This window comes from Vibrio tetraodonis, from assembly GCF_003350295.1.
GTDB classification, from domain to species: domain Bacteria; phylum Pseudomonadota; class Gammaproteobacteria; order Enterobacterales; family Vibrionaceae; genus Vibrio; species Vibrio tetraodonis.
Genome location: NZ_QLYY01000023.1, coordinates 53,659 through 71,583 on the forward strand (window position 1 = coordinate 53,659; position 17,925 = coordinate 71,583).

Consider the following 17,925-nt stretch of genomic DNA (forward strand, 5'->3'; position numbering starts at 1 on the left):
AAACCTTGAAGATGAGAGAAGCAACGGCACCGTTTAAGGTGCCGTTAAATTATTATGCAAGTTCGTTATGAGATGAGTCGTTGTTTGCTTCGTCGCGAACGTCAAACTCAACGTGCCATTTTTGATCATTGTCGGCGGCAATCGCTTCTAGATACAAGGTACCAAGCTCTGTCACCCGAGAAGCTAAAGTTACTGGGACAACTTCACCTTCACTACGACCATCGGTAATAGGTAAGGTAACCTGAATTTCTGGCAGCTCTTCCAACTCATCAGGTCCCCAATGGTCAAGGTGTGCACCGGCTAGATCGTCACGGCGAACATTTGAACCAAAGAACTGAAAATTCACTGGTTGACCGATAACCAAGCCAAATTCTTGGCTTGGTATATCGACTGATGAGCCTTCTTCCATACCAAATGGTGCTACACACAAAGCTTCTAGTGGCGGAGTCATTCCAGGAATAGCAGGCATTGCGCTTTCAATACCCACATAGTAGCTAGATGCAATACCACCGCGAATACGAACACCTTGACCACGACGCACCGCGCCATAATAGGATGCGCCGCTAGCAACTGCGAGATCCAAGTCAACGCCAGTCAGGCGCTGCGCTTTTTCCGAGTTTGAATCAATCAACCACTCATTAATCGTTTCTTCTAATCGAGAAGCGAGCAGCTGTGACTTTAACACGCCGCCGTTAAATAGAATCGCGGTGGGCTTAATAAAATCAGTAGTAACCGTATCAGATCCGTCCATCCCCGGCATTGAAGCGAATGGGTTGTAATCGACCTGCTCGCTCTCATTCCCCAGCGCGTTAGCTTGTTTGGATAAGAAAGCAGCGATATGGCGAGTAATACCCGCATCCTGAGCGTAAGGCAGACCCATTTGGGTTAAGGCGCCGCGACTACGTTGTACTGGATGTTCTGTGACTGACACTTTTGGGAAGAAACCATCCACTAGGGTTTGTTGGACTTCTTCTTGGGTCAGCTCAGTTTTTAGAGTGGCACCGAGCAGCTTGGAGCCGCGACTCGGCACCACGATTGGCACAGCTTCAAGAGAAGCGTCATTGAGTAACGCTTCTTTTGCGTCCCGACATGCGTGAGTTATTGCTTGAACTTGCCATGGCTGAAGCTCTTTTCCGTCTTGCGCCAGTTTCATTTTTAGTCGATAGGCGAGCGCTAAATCCATGTTGTCGCCGCCAAGCAAAATATGCTCGCCAACTGCGATTCGGTTTAGGGTAAGGTTGCCTTCTTCTTCCGTGACTTCAACCAATGAAAGATCAGTGGTGCCACCGCCGATATCTACCACAAGAACAACGTCACCGACGGATACTTGATCGCGCCACTGCTCACTACTGTTATCTATCCAGTTATACAAAGCCGCTTGCGGCTCTTCTAGCAAAGTTAGGTGCGCTAAACCTATATTTCTTGCCGCTTCTGCGGTTAAATCGCGCGCTGCTGGGTCAAAAGAGGCAGGGACCGTGATGGTCACATCTTGTTCTTCTAGTGGATGGTTTGGATGCGAATGATTCCATGCTTCTTTTAAGTGTTCTAAGTAGAGCTCAGTTGCGCGAAGAGGCGAGACTTTCTCTACTTCTTCTGGGCTACCTGTCGGAAGAAAGGCATCACGGCGATTAACTCCGCCATGGCAAAGCCACGACTTAGCGCTAGCAACCAGACGGATAGGCGTTTTAGCTCCCAAATTACGAGCTATCGCACCCACTAGTGCTTTGGGCTCCGACGACCAAGGTAATACGCGCGAAGCTGGGTTCATTTCATGTTCATGAGGTTGATAGAGAAACGAACCTAACTGGCTTTTATTTTCAACCGTCCCCGGTGCAGTTAACTGAGCGATTGGCATGACCTCGACGCTTGCGCTTTCGTCAGCAGTATCAAGGTAAGACAAAACGCAGTGCGTTGTACCCAAGTCAATACCTACACTGTATTTAGGTGTCTGGGCAGAGTTCGTGTTATGATTGTCCATTACAGCTCTACCTCAGCGGGAGTAATAATTGAAGCGTCATAGTTTTCAGCTAATTTGGGTAGCTTCATAGAGCTGGCTCTCCAGCCTTTATGGATTAAGGTGCCATTAAATGGTGCATTGCCAGTGACGTTACCTGTGAGGCGAACTTGCTGTGAGTTAAAGCCTTCTTCAACAGTAATGAGCGTTTCTTCATCTTCATTGCGAATAGGTTCGAGAGTAATGTACTCACTCAGCACTTTTTGTCCGCCAGTGTGAATGACTCTTGCTGCGGCACCAACCTCTTCATCAGAGAATGAAGTGAGATCTTCTTTTAGGAAATCAATCAGACGAGCTTCTTGCTGCATGATGGACAGCAGCTGCATTGCGGAGTCAGTAGACGCGGTTGCTAGCTTAGACTCTACTTCGACCACTTTCTCTACGACCTTTTCTACTTCAATCACTTTTTCAACTTCGACGATTTTCTCAACGGGTTTTTCGACTTCAACAATTTTTTCAATCGGCTTCTCTACTACTTTTTCGACGATTGTAGATTTGCGTGATACTGCAATAAGAAGTAAAAGAATGCTTGAAACGGTGAGGCCTGCATGCAGCATATCAAACGTTTGAGGGATCATTTGTAAATCGAACGTCATGAGATTTCTCTTAATTTAAGGGATAAATAGCGGTCACAGCTGACCACCATTGTCGTTATTATTCGGTTAAATTGGGGCAAATATTACCACATTCAACCAGCTAGGCCCTTATAAAAGAAAGCGTGCGGATTTGATTGGTTTATTTTTAGTCATTTTATGGTCTCAGTTAGCTTATTTATGACGCACCTGAAGGCTGTAGAGACAGAATTGACGTCGTTTTGATCAATTGAGTCGTACCCGGTCGAGTTTTACGCTTAACTAATATAGAATTTGTCGTTTTGTTGGAAAACTAAAGTTTGGGCGATTAATGAACCATAACCGTATTGTTTGTTTCGATTTGGAAATGTGTTGCTGGAATGAAAATGGTGTCGGAACAACAGGTGAAATCATAGAAGTAGGATTAGCAGAAATCGATCTTACCAAAGGTGAGATAGTCAAGCGTGCTCAGTACTATGTAAAGCCCGAACAGGATGAAATCTCGTTATTTTGCGCAGAGTTAACAGGCATTACGCCTCGTAAAATAGAAAAGCAAGGTCGTCCACTGGCTGACGTTTTGAAGTCAATGATAAAAAATTTCGGCGGCGCCAATAAAATCTATGCTTCTTGGGGGCGAGATGACCTGATATTAGCCAAAGAATGCCAAGCGAAGGAGATTGATATGCCTTTTCGCGAATGTATTAACTTGGCGACATTATACCGGGTGCAGCACCGTTTTAAAGACAAGCGTACAGGCCATAGGGCGGCTCAGGAAGCACAAAACATTGAATGGGAAGGCCGACAACATTCTGGTTATGTCGATGCTTACAACCTCGCTAAGTTGGCGTTGACTATGCTCTGAATTGATAATGGGTGTCGTTGTCTAACGTCACCCTTTTAGTTTGAACTCACACCGCTAGATTATAGCTAGATAGGTGCTCGCTTGTGCTGCTGGCCTGTGAGAAGAGCTTGGCACTATTGGTCTCGATATGCTGTGAGTCCTCAACTAGACTGTTGATTTGTTGATCAACGCTGAGCAACCTTTCAACAAGTTCAGACATAGCATTTATCTGTGACTCGGATGAATTGGCGATGTTTGAACACATCTGGTCCGCTTGAGACACATCTTCGAGCGCTTTTTCTATGTCTTTTACCGCGTTTTCTATCGAGTTGAGACTTGCCTCGCTGGTACTGCTTCCTTCCTCTGTTATTTGAATCAGAGAGTTAGAGACATTGCCAAGTTTGGTCAGTATTTCCTCTACTTGGTTCGTCGAATTGGAGGTTTTTTCCGCTAGACTGCGAACCTCGTCAGCAACCACGGCAAATCCTCGGCCTTCTTCTCCTGCGCTCGCTGCTTCGATGGCGGCGTTAAGTGCGAGCAAATTAGTTTGTTCGGCGATATTACGAATAATTCCTAAAATTTCCGTGACCTTGATAACTTGCCGATTTACCTCATTGGCTGCTTCATAAAGGTGGGTACTTTTCTCCGACATTGAGCGGTTTTCTCGTAGTGCACTCAATAAACATTGCTGGCCTCCCTTGGCACTTTCTACTGCGCGATTGAGCGAGTTCAAAGTATCAAAGGTATTGTCTTTCACCACTGAGAAGGAACGCTGTGCTTGTTCACTAACTTGAACTGTGGTTTTGATATCATCTCTTTGGCGCGTAATCTTGTTGCCAATCGATGCCAAATAATGACCTAGGTCTTTGGAAATGGATGTGACAGAGTCGGCGCCTTGATGAATCGGGATTAAAGTTTGCTCCATTTTTGCGATGAAGCGATTCATACAATGGGCTAACCTGCCTAACTCATTCTGGCGTTTGAATTCAAGGCGTTTACTTAGATCACATTCTCCAGAGCTGAGTTCGTCACAAAGGCCAATGAGCTTTTGAAGTGGCAGCACAAGCAGTGAGTTAAGAAGCGCGTAGAGAATCGCTATACAAGCGGCCACAGAGATAAACGCAATAATGCACGATTGAATACTCAGTTGGCTTCCAAGAGCGCGTGCCTGATTAAAATTCCAGTCAGTGACCAGGTATCCTACCAAGGTTTTCTTTTTGCCGGCGTACATGGGTACGCCTATTTGGTGGCGATTAGTCTGGTCAATAAGCACAGTCTTATCTTGTAAGATACCAGTTAAGGCAGACTCAGTAACTTCATTGCTGCTGTATAGTAATGAAAGGTCAGGAAGATAAATTTGTATTGCATTCAAGTTCCCATTTTGACTTTGAAGTGCGACCTCGATCTTTTCCTTTATATTAGCTACTTTTTTAAACCTAACAGGGGTTGCTAGTTGTTCACCTAGAGCGTGACTTGATTGCATGTACGACGATTTGTTTAACTGGTAGATAGCATCAACACTGCTACTCCAGTTGAAAAACGATATCGTCGCCATGGCAATAATGGTCAAAATCGACGCACTGGCGACAACGAGCTTACTAATCGTAACTCGCATAGTTAGCTCCAGTCGCTATAGTTCTTCCACGTTTACACCAACTGTAATTGCACCGATCACTTGCCCAGATGACGGGTCTGAGATGGCGTAACTTACTTGAGATTGGAACATTTGGGTCGATTCATCTTCTTCTATTTCACTGATGTGATAAGCGTTGGGTCCGACTAGGTAAGTTTGCTGCCACTTGTCTTCATCACCTTGCCAGTAATCCGAAGTTACAGCACTTTGTGCAACATTTAAGCCTTTATTATCCATGAAAAAAATCTCAGTGATCACGCCGTGACTCTTTTGCTGCATCGCCGCAAGCTTTTTCGACAATTCAGTGTTCAATTTGCTGTTGATGAGTGGTGCGTTATCTTGTCCTACCTGGCTCCTCCAATCATTATCAAGTGACGTCATCTGGTTTTGGTCAAGCTGACTGGTTTGCTGGTTTTGCGCTTTAATTTGAGATACGACGTCTGCATCAGTCGCCATGCTTTTCACATCATTCATTGCAAATTGTTTTAGTGCTGCTTCAAACTCATTTGCCAAAGTAGTGAGAGGAAATAGTAGTGGTAGTGCGATATAAAGCCTTTTCATTATTGAGTCCTATTAGTCTAACGTTGTTCATTAACAAGCGTAGATGAAAATAGAATGTATGAAATCGAGTGCCTATTATTTTTTTGTCTTGCAGATTGGATCTCAATTTAGCCTTTATAGAGGCTTATTTGTTTTAGAGCGGTATGTAATGGGCTTCAAATTGACATATCTTATGTGACTAGACTCATTCACTATGAGTCCTCTCAATGTATAACAACTGGATAAAAAGGAATTAAGATGACAAAGCTTGTAATTTCATTGCCATCATTACTAGTAGTATTGAGTGGTATTGCCCATGCTTCTCCCTATATTGGTGTAAAGTTAGGGCACACTTGGCTTGATGATGAGTGCGAGGTTGGTTACTTTTGTGATGATGACAAGTCTGCGTCTCTGGGCGTTTTTGGCGGTTACTCGTTTAATAGTCTTCTAGCTATTGAGGCAGGTTATGATTACCTCGGAAAGTTTACCGGTGCAGGTTTACCAGACGATAGTGTTGATGCTTTTACTTTGGCGCCCAAACTGACTTTTGGTATCAGTGATGCTGTTAATGTTTATGGGAAACTTGGTGGTGCCTACGTTAACTATGGTGATAAAAGCGATGAGTCTTTTATAGGGGCGTTAGGCTTAGAGTTTGATGTAATAGATAACGGGTCAATAAGAATCGAGTACCAATCATTGACTGATATCAACAATGATATTGTACGAGCGTCTGCAAATACCGCTTATGTAGGCTTTTCTTATCAGTTTGGAGGGAATGTGCAACAAGAGCCAAGCAGTGAAGCCAACAAAGAAATAGAAAAAGTTGATCCTGCTGCACCAGCTCCAACCAAAACCTTTAAAGCAACATTATTGAGCAATACCTTTGAGTCGAGCAGTAGCAAACTAAAAACTGAGAGTTTGACCCAACTTGATGAGCTTGTTGAATTCTTAAATAAATATCCACAAGCGACGGCTAACATTACTGGATATACAGACTCGTCAGGTGCAGAAAGTTATAATCAAACTTTGTCTGAGAATCGTGCAAAATCGGTTGTAAAGGCTTTAATTGATCGGGGTATTGATTCAAAAAGGTTAACTGCTTCTGGTAAAGGGGAAGATGATCCTATTGCAAGTAATGATACAGCTGAAGGCCGAGCGAAAAATCGCCGAGTAGAAATTTCAGTTCCGGAGTTTGAATACCAACAGTAAACTACAAAGCTACAAATGATAAGTCAGGTGATAACCATTGTAATTGATGGTTACCACCATTTTGTTCATAAATCAGATATTGGTGATATCTTAGTTTCTTCACTGTTTATTGGGGTACTATGCCATTTTTACCTTAAAAAGGTGAATGACTATAGACCTGAGTAAAGCGCTGGTATAACTGCTCAACTTCATTAGGATTAAATGTTTTAATATAAGTTAGTTCAGTTAAGCGATGAGTAATATTTTGTAATTCATGGGTGCGCTTTTGGGTTCGGTGTTGATAACGTTCGAAAGCTCGTGGTATTTCAAAAAAGTTTGAGGCTAAGCTTTGGGCAAGGATAAAGGCATTTTCAATACCAAGGCTAAAACCAATTCCCATTGTCGGAAGAACTGCACAACACGCATCACCAAGTAGAACTACATTATCACGGGACCATGTATCAAAGGGCGCGACATCAACTAAAGGAGAGCGAAGGATTTGCTCTTCTGGTGTTTGCTCAATCATATCTAATAGGTCAGGGGAGTAATACGCGAACCTATCTAAGATTTTTTGTTTATTTAAGGTTTCTCCTGACTCTACTTTACAGGATGCAAACCAGTACCTTGAGTTACACTCTCTATGGTAGGTATAGGTGACTATTCGTGATTGCTTACCTGCAAATACATTGATTTCTTTGGTGCTTATTTGGGGGTTGGCATAGTTAACCATGCCTCGGCAGCAATACACGCCATGCTTGCGAATTGATACCTCTGGTGCAACGAACTTCCTGACTTGAGAGAAAACGCCATCAGCGCCTACAATCACATCCGCCTCTAATGGTTCACCGTTAAGCAGTATGGTGTTGTTTTCAACCGTGCAGTGCTTGCCCGTAACAATATTTTCCTCTCCATAGGCATCAAGCAGTAACTGGTAGAGGTCACGACGGTGAAATGTGCCAATATCAGCATTGACTTTGCTACCCATATTTCGCATTGAAATTTGGTTGATTGTTTCTCCGCTAAAAGTCGATGTAGTAATGAACTCGTTGGTATTGCCAACGGCTTGAACTTTTGAGGCATCAGTAAGAGCAGCAAGTACCTGCATACCTTCTGGCCACAGTGTAATGGCAGCTCCTTCAACGCGTGGCTTATCAGACTTTTCATATACAGTTGCATTAATGCCAAACATGCGCAGGGATAATGCCAAAGAGAGGCCGTTTAATCCAGCACCAATAATGGCAACATTGAGAGTCTTTTTATTCATTGCTCAGTTTACATAATACCAATATTATCAGTAAACTATCAGCAATGTCAGAAATGTAAAAGTGAAACATTCACAAGTATTATTGCTTGATAAAAGTATGACTTATATCTGAAGGCTGCTGCTTTGAAAAACAGCAGGGTTTTATTGAGCGGGAGGGTAAAAGTCATAGAGAAACTCGAAAATCTTTTCACGATCTTCGTGTTGAAATGGAGTTGTCTTTACGCTCAAACGTAAAGAAAAAATAGATGCAAAAAACCCAGTCAGAGCTGGGCTTTTTCTAAATTTGGTGGGTCCGGGCGAACTCGAATCGCCGACCCCCGCCATGTCAAGGCGATACTCTAACCAACTGAGCTACGGACCCAAATTTATGTTCTTTGCATATCTATGCTTTAAGGAGTGGTGGGTCCGGGCGAACTCGAATCGCCGACCCCTACCATGTCAAGGTAGTACTCTAACCAACTGAGCTACGGACCCATTCCTTAAGAACGAGACGGATATTACCGAGACTTTGATTGGTGTGCAAGTGCAAATTGTTGGTTTTCAAGTTGTTTGCTTCACAACTAGGCAGTTTGATGTTTTTTTGGACTGAAAAGGCCGAGGTTTCACTGTGATACCTCGGCCTTTGTTAGTTTCTATCGGCCGCGGCCATCAACCATAACAATCAGAGTTTTAGTGATGATACTAACGTCCATCATGATCCAAGATTTAAGTGAACGAAGTGATAGAGCGTAGCTGTGGTCGTAGCCGACTTTCTTTCTCACATCATCGATACAAGTGTCGTAGCCTTGATTGACTTGTGCTAGGCCTGTGATACCTGGCATGACACCGTAAGTTCTGTCGGCAAAGTAGGGAATTTCAGACTCTAGCTTATTGTAAAAGCTTGGACGCTCTGGTCTTGGACCAATGATAGACATCTCACCGCGAACCACATTAAACAGCTGAGGAATTTCGTCTAAGCGAGTTTTGCGAAGGAAACGACCTACTTTAGTGATACGTGGGTCGTTTTCTGTCGCCCATACCGCGCCTGATCTTGTTTCGGCATCCACATACATAGTGCGAAACTTAACAATTTCGAAGAACATCATTTGTTTTGGTGTTGATTTACCAACTCGTAACTGCTTGTAAAAAACAGGCCCTTTTGAGTCGAGTTTTATAGCCAGTGCGATAATCGGCATCACAGGCGATAATACGATAAGTCCAAGCAAGGCAGAGATAAAATCAAAGGTACGCTTTGCTAACCAAATTGAATATAAAGAAGATGCATTACTCATGAGATGCTCCTTTTATTGAACTCGTGTCCAGCGAGTGGACACTAAGCCGAACAAATAACGTAGGCCACCAATTAAGTTGGCAGTATGACCAGCGACTATGTATGTCAGTAACTGGCAGTATTTATGACTAAATATTTTGGGGAAGACATGGCCCAAGGCAGCGAGTGTGTATAAAGATACCTGCGCAATGGTTCCCACTAAAAAAACTGGGTGGTTGATAAGCGCTATCGAAAAAGCTAAACAAGCAATCATTAGGTAGGGTGCGATGAGCCTCAAACCTTTACCTGAGATAAAAGCAAATGCCACGCCTTTGTATTTGGGAGAGAAGAGGTCAGCTAAATGGACCGCTTGCTGCATGTTACCAGCAGAAATTCTAAGCCTGCGTTTGAAGTCATTGTCAGTGTTTGTCGCCTCTAGTTCTAATGCGACCATGTTTTGGTCGTAGTGGACACTATATCCTTTACGGATGATTTCCATCGGGATAATAAAGTCATCATTAATGGTGTTGTGCTGTAAAGGCTCGAACAACTCGGTTCTGAACATGTAAAGCGCACCGTGAGCGCCTAGAGTACTACCTAAACATGCTTCGCTTTGCTTGACGTCACTTTGATAGTGCCAATATTTTTCTTCACCTTGACTACCACAAGACAGAAGTTGGTAATGGCCGTTAACAGCGCCGACTCTGCGATCTTGGAAGTGTCTGTTGGCAACAAGAAGGGCATCAATTGAAATGAGTGCCGATACATCGCTCATGGCCGTAATTTCTGAAGTGATGGTCTTCATTTGATCATTGATTAACGCCACTTTGCCTCGGTTTTGCTCGAACGCACGTATTTCAAAGTGCGTATCACAGCAAATGGCTTCTTGAATAGTATCTTGTGCAATTTGTACAGTGCGGTCAGTACATCCATCGCAAGCAATAATGACCTGATAATGCTTTTTAGGATAATCTAGCGAGGCTAGGTTACGAATCTTCTCAGCAATCCATTTTTCTTCGTTGTAGGCAGGGACGAGTATGGTGACATCAGCACACTCGACATCATCTTGACCCCTCTTATAACCGCGTTCTACATGCTTGATTTTTGCAGCAGGGTGGCGCTTTGCATACCATGAAAGAACCATTGGGTACACCATATGATGATAGATAATCAAAGCTGCGCTAATGGCGAAACAAGCTGCGATAGTGATGTCAATCATGCGAATTCCTCCTGAAAAAGGGCATTGTAGGCCTCGACCATTTTTTTTATATCGTTGTTGCGTGTTACGAATCGGCGTGGTGAACGGTCAGATTGTTGAATGAGTAGTTTGTTAATGTTATCTGCCAATGCTTTGTGATCACCTACTGGTGAAAGTATGCCTGTGTCAGGGCAAAGTGTTTCTTTGGTTCCACCGACATCATGAGCCACGGTTGGTACACCACAAGCCTGAGCTTCGAGTGTGGCGAGTGGAAACCCTTCACTTCGAGAAGGGAGACAGAAAATATCGAGTGCTCGGTAGAAATTTGGCATATCACCCACCAAACCAAGAAAGTAGACTTGGTCAGATATGGATAAGTCTTTGGCCATTTTGGTCAGCGCTTCGCGTTGTGTACCATCGCCAGCAATGACAAGCTTCACGCTTGGATGAACCAGAGGCATGGCTTTAAGTAGTAGGTCATGACCTTTAACGTGCTCTAAACGACCAGCAGAACCGATGATAGTGTCATTCAATGTTAAACCCAGATTCGTTCTTGCGTTGTTCTTGTTGCTTGGAGAAAAACGTTCGCAGTCGACGCCGTTTCTGATGACCGCGACTCTGTCGTAGCTGAGTTGGCTATCAAGCTGACTTTTGACTACATCCGCATCAGCAACGACTTGAGGGCGAGAAAACTTTAGAACAATGTTTTGTAGTAATCTGTGCTTGGGATTATTTAGATGCCAAGCGTCATGCTCAGTGTGAACAATATGTTTGATCCCAGCCAGCTTTGCGGCTGTGGCGCCATAGATAAGTGGCCCGATATGATGAGTGTGTACAACCTGAGGTTTGATGTGTTTGAACAAACGATAGAGGCTTGCGACTGTGTTTGTGCTCACGCCGGCTTTTTTGTTCAAGAATACAAGCTTGTGAGTGATGTCGCTCAATATGGGCCAGTTGCGCACCGCTTCTTCTTTATTCCCATCGAGACTAACGATTAATACATTGGACGTTGATGTAGCAAACTTAAGCATGTTAATCGCTAAAGTTTCTAAGCCACCCGGTGCGAGGTGTTGGACAACATGGATAACAGTGTTTGCTTTGCTCTTCATTATTAGTTCTCAATTCTGTGAGTCTAATACCTACAAAGCACATCCTATGCCAAAATAAAAATAGATATTAAACATTAGCTTAATATCTATTTGTCACGCTGTTTCATTTTGAGATTCAATTATGAATGGAATGGTTTTATTTTGGGAATAATGGCGATGACTTGTGAACCTGTCAAAGCTTCAAGCTCATTGGGGCTTCTAACAGAAGTGTTAAACAACTCTATTACAGTGGCGATACCACAACCCAGTCCTATACCAGCAAACAATCCAGCAACAATAAAAATGATGACTGGCAGATTAGCGGGAGCACTGGGTGTGTAGGGGAGGTCGATTATTTTCACCCGTTTGTTTTGTTCAAATACACCGAGTGAGCCAGTAAGTTGGGCCATTTCGTATCTTTGGATTAACTCATCATAAAGCTGTCTTTTTATCTTCACATCACTTTGCAACTGAAAAATCTCTCTGGCGTTATCACCAAACTTGTTGGCTTGCAGCTCTAAATCCGAAATCATTTTTTTCAAGCTTTTGGTTTCTTCGCTCAAGGATTCGAACTTTCCGCGAACCATTTGTAGATTATGTAACTGTGTCACAAGTAAAGGTTGTATCTTAGTTATGTCAGAGAGGGTATTACTACTGGCAATATCCCAGAGTTGTTCACTGCTTATATTGGGTTGCTCAACAGCTAATAGTTCTGTACGCTCACTTTCTAAGCGGCGAAGCTCGCGTTGCTTTCCTACGACCGCACTGTGGCTGTCGGTGTATTTTGCTCTTAAGAGAGAGAGTTCACTTCTTATTTCAATGATTTGATCTTCTATTTTTCCTACCACAGGGTTTGTTCTTGATAACTGCTGGTCGAGTGAACCCAAGCTGCGTTCAACACCCGCTAGCTCTGCTTCTTTTTCTGCGAGACTTTGCTTCAGGCTGGCCAAACGAGTCAGACTTTGGTTCTGCATTTCGGGTGTGACAGAAGCGTTTTCATTTTTGAAATTCGCCAACGCAGTTTCAGCCTCATCCAAAGCTTGGCGACGCTTTTCAATATGTAAGGTGAGGAATTCACTAGAATCTTTTATTGATGAGCGCTCTGGCGCAAGCATTTGCTCGATGAAATGTTCACTAATCGACTCGAGTAATTCTTTCATTCCATCTGGCTCTGAGGCCGTGAGCTGTATTTTCAGAAAATCCTTTCCAGGTTGAGTCACATTAAGACTTGATGCTAGCTGGGCAATTATTCTATCCACTTGTTGTGGAGACATGCTATCATTGGTCAGTCCGCGTTCTGCCGCGACTGAGCGAAGAATATGTCTACTTTTTAGCAGTGTACGTAAAGCGGTTAAACGCTCCTTTAACATGGTAGAAACAGCCAAATCTTCTAAAAATGGGTTCATTTTTGCGGTTTCTTGGATGAGCATACTTGTGTGTGATATATATTTTTCTGGCGCCATTTTTCCAACAAAATACCCTGCAAATGGCATCAGTAATATGGGTATAACGATCACATAGCGTTGTCGCCAAGCTGCGTTTAAAATGACGATAAATCTGAGCTTTAATTCATTCATAATGTCTCCAGAAGCCGACTGACTGCTTGGGTTCTTGCATCCCAACTATCGCTACGAACTATCTCTGAATTAATACTACTTTTGTTCAATACATGGTTTAGCGCTTGGCTAAATTCTTCTGCAGTGTTGACCAGATTCACATGTTGTTTGTATGGCTCAAGTGCAGGGAACGGAGTGGTAACAACAGGTGTACCAGTAGCTAAGTATTCCATCAACTTAAGTGGGCTGCATGCGAGAATCTGCTCATTGAGTTTGAAAGGCAGCAAGCTTGCATCCCAATGCTGACTGTAACTGGGTAGTGCATCATGAGGTTTAGGCCCCAGATAATACACATTAGACAGCTTTGGCAGAGGATTGAATTCGAGCTCTACAGGGCCGATGAAAACGAAATCCCAATTTGGATTCGCCAAGCAAACTGATGTTATCAGCTCGTAGTTGAGCCATTGAGAAATACTGCCATAAAAGCCAGCAATAGGTTTATCATTATTGGGTAAGTCCATTGCTCTATGAGCGGGTTGACTGAATAGTTCGTAATCCACACCGTGCGGAATGAGTGTTGTTTTACTTGCATCAAATTTGTCACATATAGCGGGACTTGCTCCCAAAATGAGATCAGCGATATTTGCTAGCTTACTTTCGTGTGATGCTATCGTATCGTGATCAACGCCTGCTAGAGATGAGAAATCATCACCACAATAATAAACCACAGCCGATTCATCTAAATGCCCGCAGAGATCGGCAGCAGTGGGAAGTGATGTCCATAGTATTGGTTTTACGAGGTTAAGTTTGTCGATGATGGGTTTAAGTTGAGATAGTAATAAGCTCTTTGCTAACTCACGTGCCCATGAAGACCTCGGTGCAGGAATGGTCTTAAGGTTGACGATGGTAATATTTTCTGGAAGGGGTTGAGCATGAGATGAATACCCGCCTTTACCGCGACCAAGTAGTTTACTCAATGCTCGCTTTACATCGTGCTTGCTAAGCTTGGGTTGGCGCAAACCGATAGAATTCACCCAGAGGATTTTTCGATCCTGAGCAAGTCTTGAGACAATATGCTGAGTGCTAGACGGTAATCCACCGAAGTCTTCGCCAAATACGATCAAATCACGATTCATAGGGCCTCCGTTTATTTCAACTTACGCTTCACTTGGGCTGGGTTTCCCGCCGCAACCACATACGGGGGAAGGCTTTTTGTGACCACACTTCCAGCACCGATTACTGTACCTTTACCGATTGTTACGTTTGGACATATGGTGACATTAGTCCCCAACCACACATCATCTTCCAATATAATGTTGCCGACATCTTCATCTTTATCGCCTAGGCCGATAGCTCTTTCTTGAGCATTTAGTGAGTGTCCTGAGTAGCCAAACAAAAATGCTCGACCAGCCATTCTGACGTTGTTGCCAATAATGACTTGTTTACCTACTGCAATGGTTGTTTGCCAGCCTATATCGACGTTATCACCTATGACCAGCTCAGGGTGTATTGATTGTGTGCGTCCGCTAAAAGTGGTGTGGCCCGATATTCGACAATCATTGCCTAAATGTATTTTGAGCGGACCTGTAACCAAAGGTACGCCCCCGAACAAATACAGATGTTTGCCATATTTTGTAACTCGCCCTTTGAATGCAGGAGTGTAGACAAGTACTCTGGTTATAGTGCCGAGAAATGCCACAAATCCATTGTAGGCAAGCGAAACCAGTTTGTTAAAAACATACGGAGTTGGGAGATCGCATGCTCTGATGTACTTCAAAACTAAAAACAACTTACGACAAGCAGGGTTTGGGCTCTCTTTGAGCCATACTTTGATGTCATTGATATGAGTCGCTAGCATGCTGAGTCTCCTTTATATTTACTAAATATAGGAGGTATTACACTTTGTATGCCAGAATAAAACTCATTTTAAAACATTAATTTACGTTTTGTTGAGCGAGGTTTCTGAAATCTTCTCATTTTGAGAACTATTTTGCACAATCCGATTAAGTGCTATGCACAAGGCCGCAAGTATATAGATGGGCCAGGTAAAGCCTTGAGTGAGGAAGGTTCCAGACACTATGGTGCCAATAATGCCAGCATAAACAGCCGTTGCTGTTCCATGAAGGTAAGGTGAGTAGTTGGATGGGTCCGAATCGAGCAGCCCAAGCGTCTGTTGGCTTGTTTTTACTAAGGAGTAGATACAGCCAATGAATACGAATAGCCCAACGAAACCCGTCTCAGCTAACACGCCAAACCAAGTAGAATGCACAGCATGGTTTAGGCCATCCCAGTGTGGACTGTAGAAAAAATAGTTAGAATAAAAGTTGTTTAGGCCCACACCAGTGACTGGGTTATCAACCGCCATTCCAAATGCCGCCTCCCAAGCATAAAGCCGCCCCATGGCTGAGGCATCGATCCCTTCTTCGGCCGCTCCACCAGACTTTCGATCAGAAATTCCTGCCGCTGCAGCGAGTACCAGTAAAGCTAATGTTCCGATCACAGCAAGTAACACTTTAGACTTTATAATTCTTAGCCCAAAGATACCAAACACGGCAACCGAGCCAAGCAACCCGCCGCGGCTTTGCGTCGCAATTACAGCAGAAAGAGACAAGATTGTTCCTATTAGCCCTAGTATTCGAACACCACCAAGGTCTTTCGTCGTCATAAGGCTAATAGCGAAAGCAAGCGGGAACATTAGTACGAGAGACAAATCGTTTGGATCTCCTAACACTGATCCAAGGTTTCTTCCAATGGTTACACGAGTTCCTTCGACTAAACCGATACCATTGATTGAGTTAGAGAGTGCGACGCACGCAATCAAACCACCAGCAAGAACAATTAATATACTGATACGCTGAACGTTTAAAGCGCTATTTACCAACCAAGCAATAGCGAACGTCATGATAATAATCTTCCAGTAGATGGCTTTAAAGTATTTGATGGCCAAGCCAGGATTCGATGAAAATAGTATACCGATGAATACCAAGAACCAGAATATGGATAACCACGTAAAACTTGGGTGCCAAAACGTCTTGAGTTGCTTGCTGATCAGGCTATGCCAAACCAAGGCGCTGAGAGCGCCCAAGGATAGAAGTAGAGGAATTTTTAATGAATACAGTGCTGGAATGGCTTCATGTATTCGAAAAAAAGAAAACAGGACGAATAAGCTTACCAACCAAAATGTTTGGTTGAGGACAAATAACACGCCAAGCGGTAATAAACATAGAACAACCGCTACCGCTGGATGAGGAACAAACTTCCAAATTAGAGCAATAACAAAGCAAACTCCAAGTGTAACAAGCATTGGGTATAATGCTCGTTGCCCTGTCATAATGTATGTTCCATTCTATTTTCCTGTTTATTACCCTCGGTAGCCTTTGGATGAATCTTAATGAATCCGGCTTTGTATAGAAACATCGCGATTATCAAAGGTTGCATCACTGACATCAATACGGCTACCTGAACTGAGCTGTTAAACCAACCGCTTGAGATAAATATTATGCTTATGGTCACAAGGGCGACTAATGGCTTTGTGTTGTAGGGCAGCCTATACAGCGATTGACTCATGTAAGTGACAAGTAAGATACGTATGAATTGGCCTAAGCATAAACATAAGAGTATCGCCGCTACACCAGCTCCTTTTAAAGACCAAGCGAGTGATAGAGCAGTGACAGTCGCTACGATATTAATGTAGAACAAGCTTTGAGTCCTTTGAGCATAAAGAACACCTATGTTGAGCAATTCTGTTAATTCTTTTAACAGCATAATGATGATACAGATGGAAACCAGCTGACTTGCCAAATGATAAGTGCTTGGCAGCGCTACCATAATGAAACACTGACTTACCCATGTAACCGATACTCCCAGGATACAGAGTGCAGAGATACCCTGCTGCGTATGATAGACAACCTTAGTTCTTCCCTGTGTTTCGAGCAGCTCAAATCGTTTTGGCATCCACCACATATGAAAGGGTTGAATTAGGATGCCTAAGGCAAGTGCAAACTTTGCCGCAACAGCATAAATGCCAAGTGTTTCTAGTGGGTGAGCCTCTGCAATGATCCATCTTTCAGCACCGCTCAGTCCAAAGGCGACAATTGCTGAAAGCATAAGGGGAGAAGCATACTTAAGATAGTGTTTGTAGTTAACAAAGTTTGGTAATTGAAATTTAAAGCGGTTATGAATGTACAAATAAATGGTTTGACAAACAGTACACAGAACGCCCACAGCGAATATTAATGTTACACTCGGAGAGGTAATAAGGATCCAGACGATGAGTAAGATTTGAGTAATCAGTGTCACCAAGCTGACTTTAAAAAATACCCAAGCTTTGTTATTAAGCCTCAACCAGGCTAGAGATATTGCCAGCGGTGCTTCGACAGAAATGACTATCGTGATCAGCAAGGCTTGCTGGCTGGTGATTGCAGTATCTGACAGGAATAATGTAAAAAACAGGCTGGCGAAAAGAAGCGCAAGAATAAAGGAGGTAACCAAGGAGGCAGTACAAAGCTCGCACACTTTTGAATAACGCTCATTCTCTTTTTGAAGTGTACCAATAAAGCGATACAAGTTTTCGTGCATGGCCAGTCCGACAAGCAAACTAAAGAATACCGTTGTGACTGACAAGAGCTCAAGATGTCCAAATTCACTCGGTGTGAGGTAAGTAGCCATAAAAGGTAACATGATAAGAGATGTCCCTTTCATCATTAGGAGACTAGCGGCATAAAGAGACATACTCTTTATGTTTTCTTGTTGTAACCAAGCGCTAATTCTGCGTTGCATCAT

15 protein-coding genes and 2 tRNA genes are annotated in these 17,925 nt (G+C 43.4%); 2 read left to right on the forward strand and 15 right to left on the reverse strand.

Features of this window, described 5'->3' with window-relative positions; genetic code table 11:
* Positions 1-52: 52 nt before the first annotated feature.
* Both DPF90_RS17340 and DPF90_RS17345 read right to left on the reverse strand, forming a co-directional pair.
* Positions 53-1,978: an Hsp70 family protein gene (locus DPF90_RS17340; RefSeq protein WP_114787583.1), complete on the reverse strand. Its 1,926-nt coding sequence runs from the start codon at positions 1,976-1,978 to the stop codon at positions 53-55.
* Complete coding sequence (locus DPF90_RS17345) at positions 1,978-2,610, reverse strand: DUF2760 domain-containing protein (RefSeq protein WP_114787584.1); 633 nt, start codon at positions 2,608-2,610, stop codon at positions 1,978-1,980. Before DPF90_RS17345 ends, DPF90_RS17340 begins: the two co-directional genes overlap by 1 nt.
* Before the next feature lie 307 nt (positions 2,611-2,917).
* Between DPF90_RS17345 and DPF90_RS17350 the strand changes: the two genes are divergently transcribed.
* A complete protein-coding gene (locus DPF90_RS17350; RefSeq protein ID WP_114787585.1) occupies positions 2,918-3,448 on the forward strand; it encodes a 3'-5' exonuclease in 531 nt (176 codons plus the stop codon).
* 46 nt (positions 3,449-3,494) lie between these two features.
* Here DPF90_RS17350 and DPF90_RS17355 read toward each other — a convergent pair whose 3' ends face one another.
* Both DPF90_RS17355 and DPF90_RS17360 read right to left on the reverse strand, forming a co-directional pair.
* Positions 3,495-5,042, reverse strand: coding sequence for a methyl-accepting chemotaxis protein (locus tag DPF90_RS17355; protein WP_114787586.1), 1,548 nt, complete (start codon positions 5,040-5,042; stop codon positions 3,495-3,497).
* Positions 5,043-5,057: 15 nt separating this feature from the next.
* Positions 5,058-5,621, reverse strand: a complete 564-nt coding sequence (locus tag DPF90_RS17360) for a hypothetical protein (protein ID WP_114787587.1) — start codon at positions 5,619-5,621, stop codon at positions 5,058-5,060.
* 237 nt (positions 5,622-5,858) lie between these two features.
* On the opposite strand from DPF90_RS17360, the gene DPF90_RS17365 reads away from it, so the two are divergent.
* Positions 5,859-6,809: an OmpA family protein gene (locus DPF90_RS17365; RefSeq protein WP_114787588.1), complete on the forward strand. Its 951-nt coding sequence runs from the start codon at positions 5,859-5,861 to the stop codon at positions 6,807-6,809.
* A 133-nt stretch (positions 6,810-6,942) separates the two neighbouring features.
* On the opposite strand, the gene DPF90_RS17370 is transcribed toward DPF90_RS17365, so the two are convergent.
* The 11 genes from DPF90_RS17370 to DPF90_RS17420 form a co-directional block, all read right to left on the reverse strand.
* Complete coding sequence (locus DPF90_RS17370) at positions 6,943-8,052, reverse strand: FAD-dependent monooxygenase (RefSeq protein ID WP_114787589.1); 1,110 nt, start codon at positions 8,050-8,052, stop codon at positions 6,943-6,945.
* Positions 8,053-8,336: 284 nt separating this feature from the next.
* Positions 8,337-8,413: transfer RNA gene (locus DPF90_RS17375), tRNA-Val, on the reverse strand.
* Positions 8,414-8,449: 36 nt separating this feature from the next.
* A tRNA-Val gene (locus tag DPF90_RS17380) sits at positions 8,450-8,526 on the reverse strand.
* A 158-nt stretch (positions 8,527-8,684) separates the two neighbouring features.
* Positions 8,685-9,323 carry a sugar transferase gene (locus DPF90_RS17385; RefSeq protein WP_114787590.1) on the reverse strand — a complete coding sequence of 213 codons (639 nt, stop codon included), beginning with the start codon at positions 9,321-9,323 and terminating at the stop codon, positions 8,685-8,687.
* Between the two features lie 12 nt (positions 9,324-9,335).
* A complete protein-coding gene (locus DPF90_RS17390; RefSeq protein WP_114787591.1) occupies positions 9,336-10,520 on the reverse strand; it encodes a glycosyltransferase family 2 protein in 1,185 nt (394 codons plus the stop codon).
* Entirely contained in the window at positions 10,517-11,608 is a 1,092-nt protein-coding gene (locus DPF90_RS17395) for a glycosyltransferase (RefSeq protein WP_114787592.1), read from the reverse strand. The genes DPF90_RS17390 and DPF90_RS17395 overlap by 4 nt, the downstream gene beginning before the upstream one ends.
* Positions 11,609-11,727: 119 nt before the next feature.
* Complete coding sequence (locus tag DPF90_RS17400) at positions 11,728-13,164, reverse strand: GumC family protein (protein WP_114787593.1); 1,437 nt, start codon at positions 13,162-13,164, stop codon at positions 11,728-11,730.
* A complete protein-coding gene (locus DPF90_RS17405; RefSeq protein WP_114787594.1) occupies positions 13,161-14,279 on the reverse strand; it encodes a glycosyltransferase in 1,119 nt (372 codons plus the stop codon). The genes DPF90_RS17400 and DPF90_RS17405 overlap by 4 nt, the downstream gene beginning before the upstream one ends.
* Before the next feature lie 11 nt (positions 14,280-14,290).
* Positions 14,291-15,001, reverse strand: a complete 711-nt coding sequence (locus tag DPF90_RS17410) for an acyltransferase (protein ID WP_114787595.1) — start codon at positions 14,999-15,001, stop codon at positions 14,291-14,293.
* 81 nt (positions 15,002-15,082) lie between these two features.
* Positions 15,083-16,447 carry an O-antigen ligase family protein gene (locus tag DPF90_RS17415; RefSeq protein WP_420855784.1) on the reverse strand — a complete coding sequence of 455 codons (1,365 nt, stop codon included), beginning with the start codon at positions 16,445-16,447 and terminating at the stop codon, positions 15,083-15,085.
* A 23-nt stretch (positions 16,448-16,470) separates the two neighbouring features.
* On the reverse strand, positions 16,471-17,922 hold the full coding sequence (locus DPF90_RS17420) for a lipopolysaccharide biosynthesis protein (RefSeq protein ID WP_114787597.1): 1,452 nt from the start codon (positions 17,920-17,922) through the stop codon (positions 16,471-16,473).
* Between the last annotated feature and the right edge of the window lie 3 nt (positions 17,923-17,925).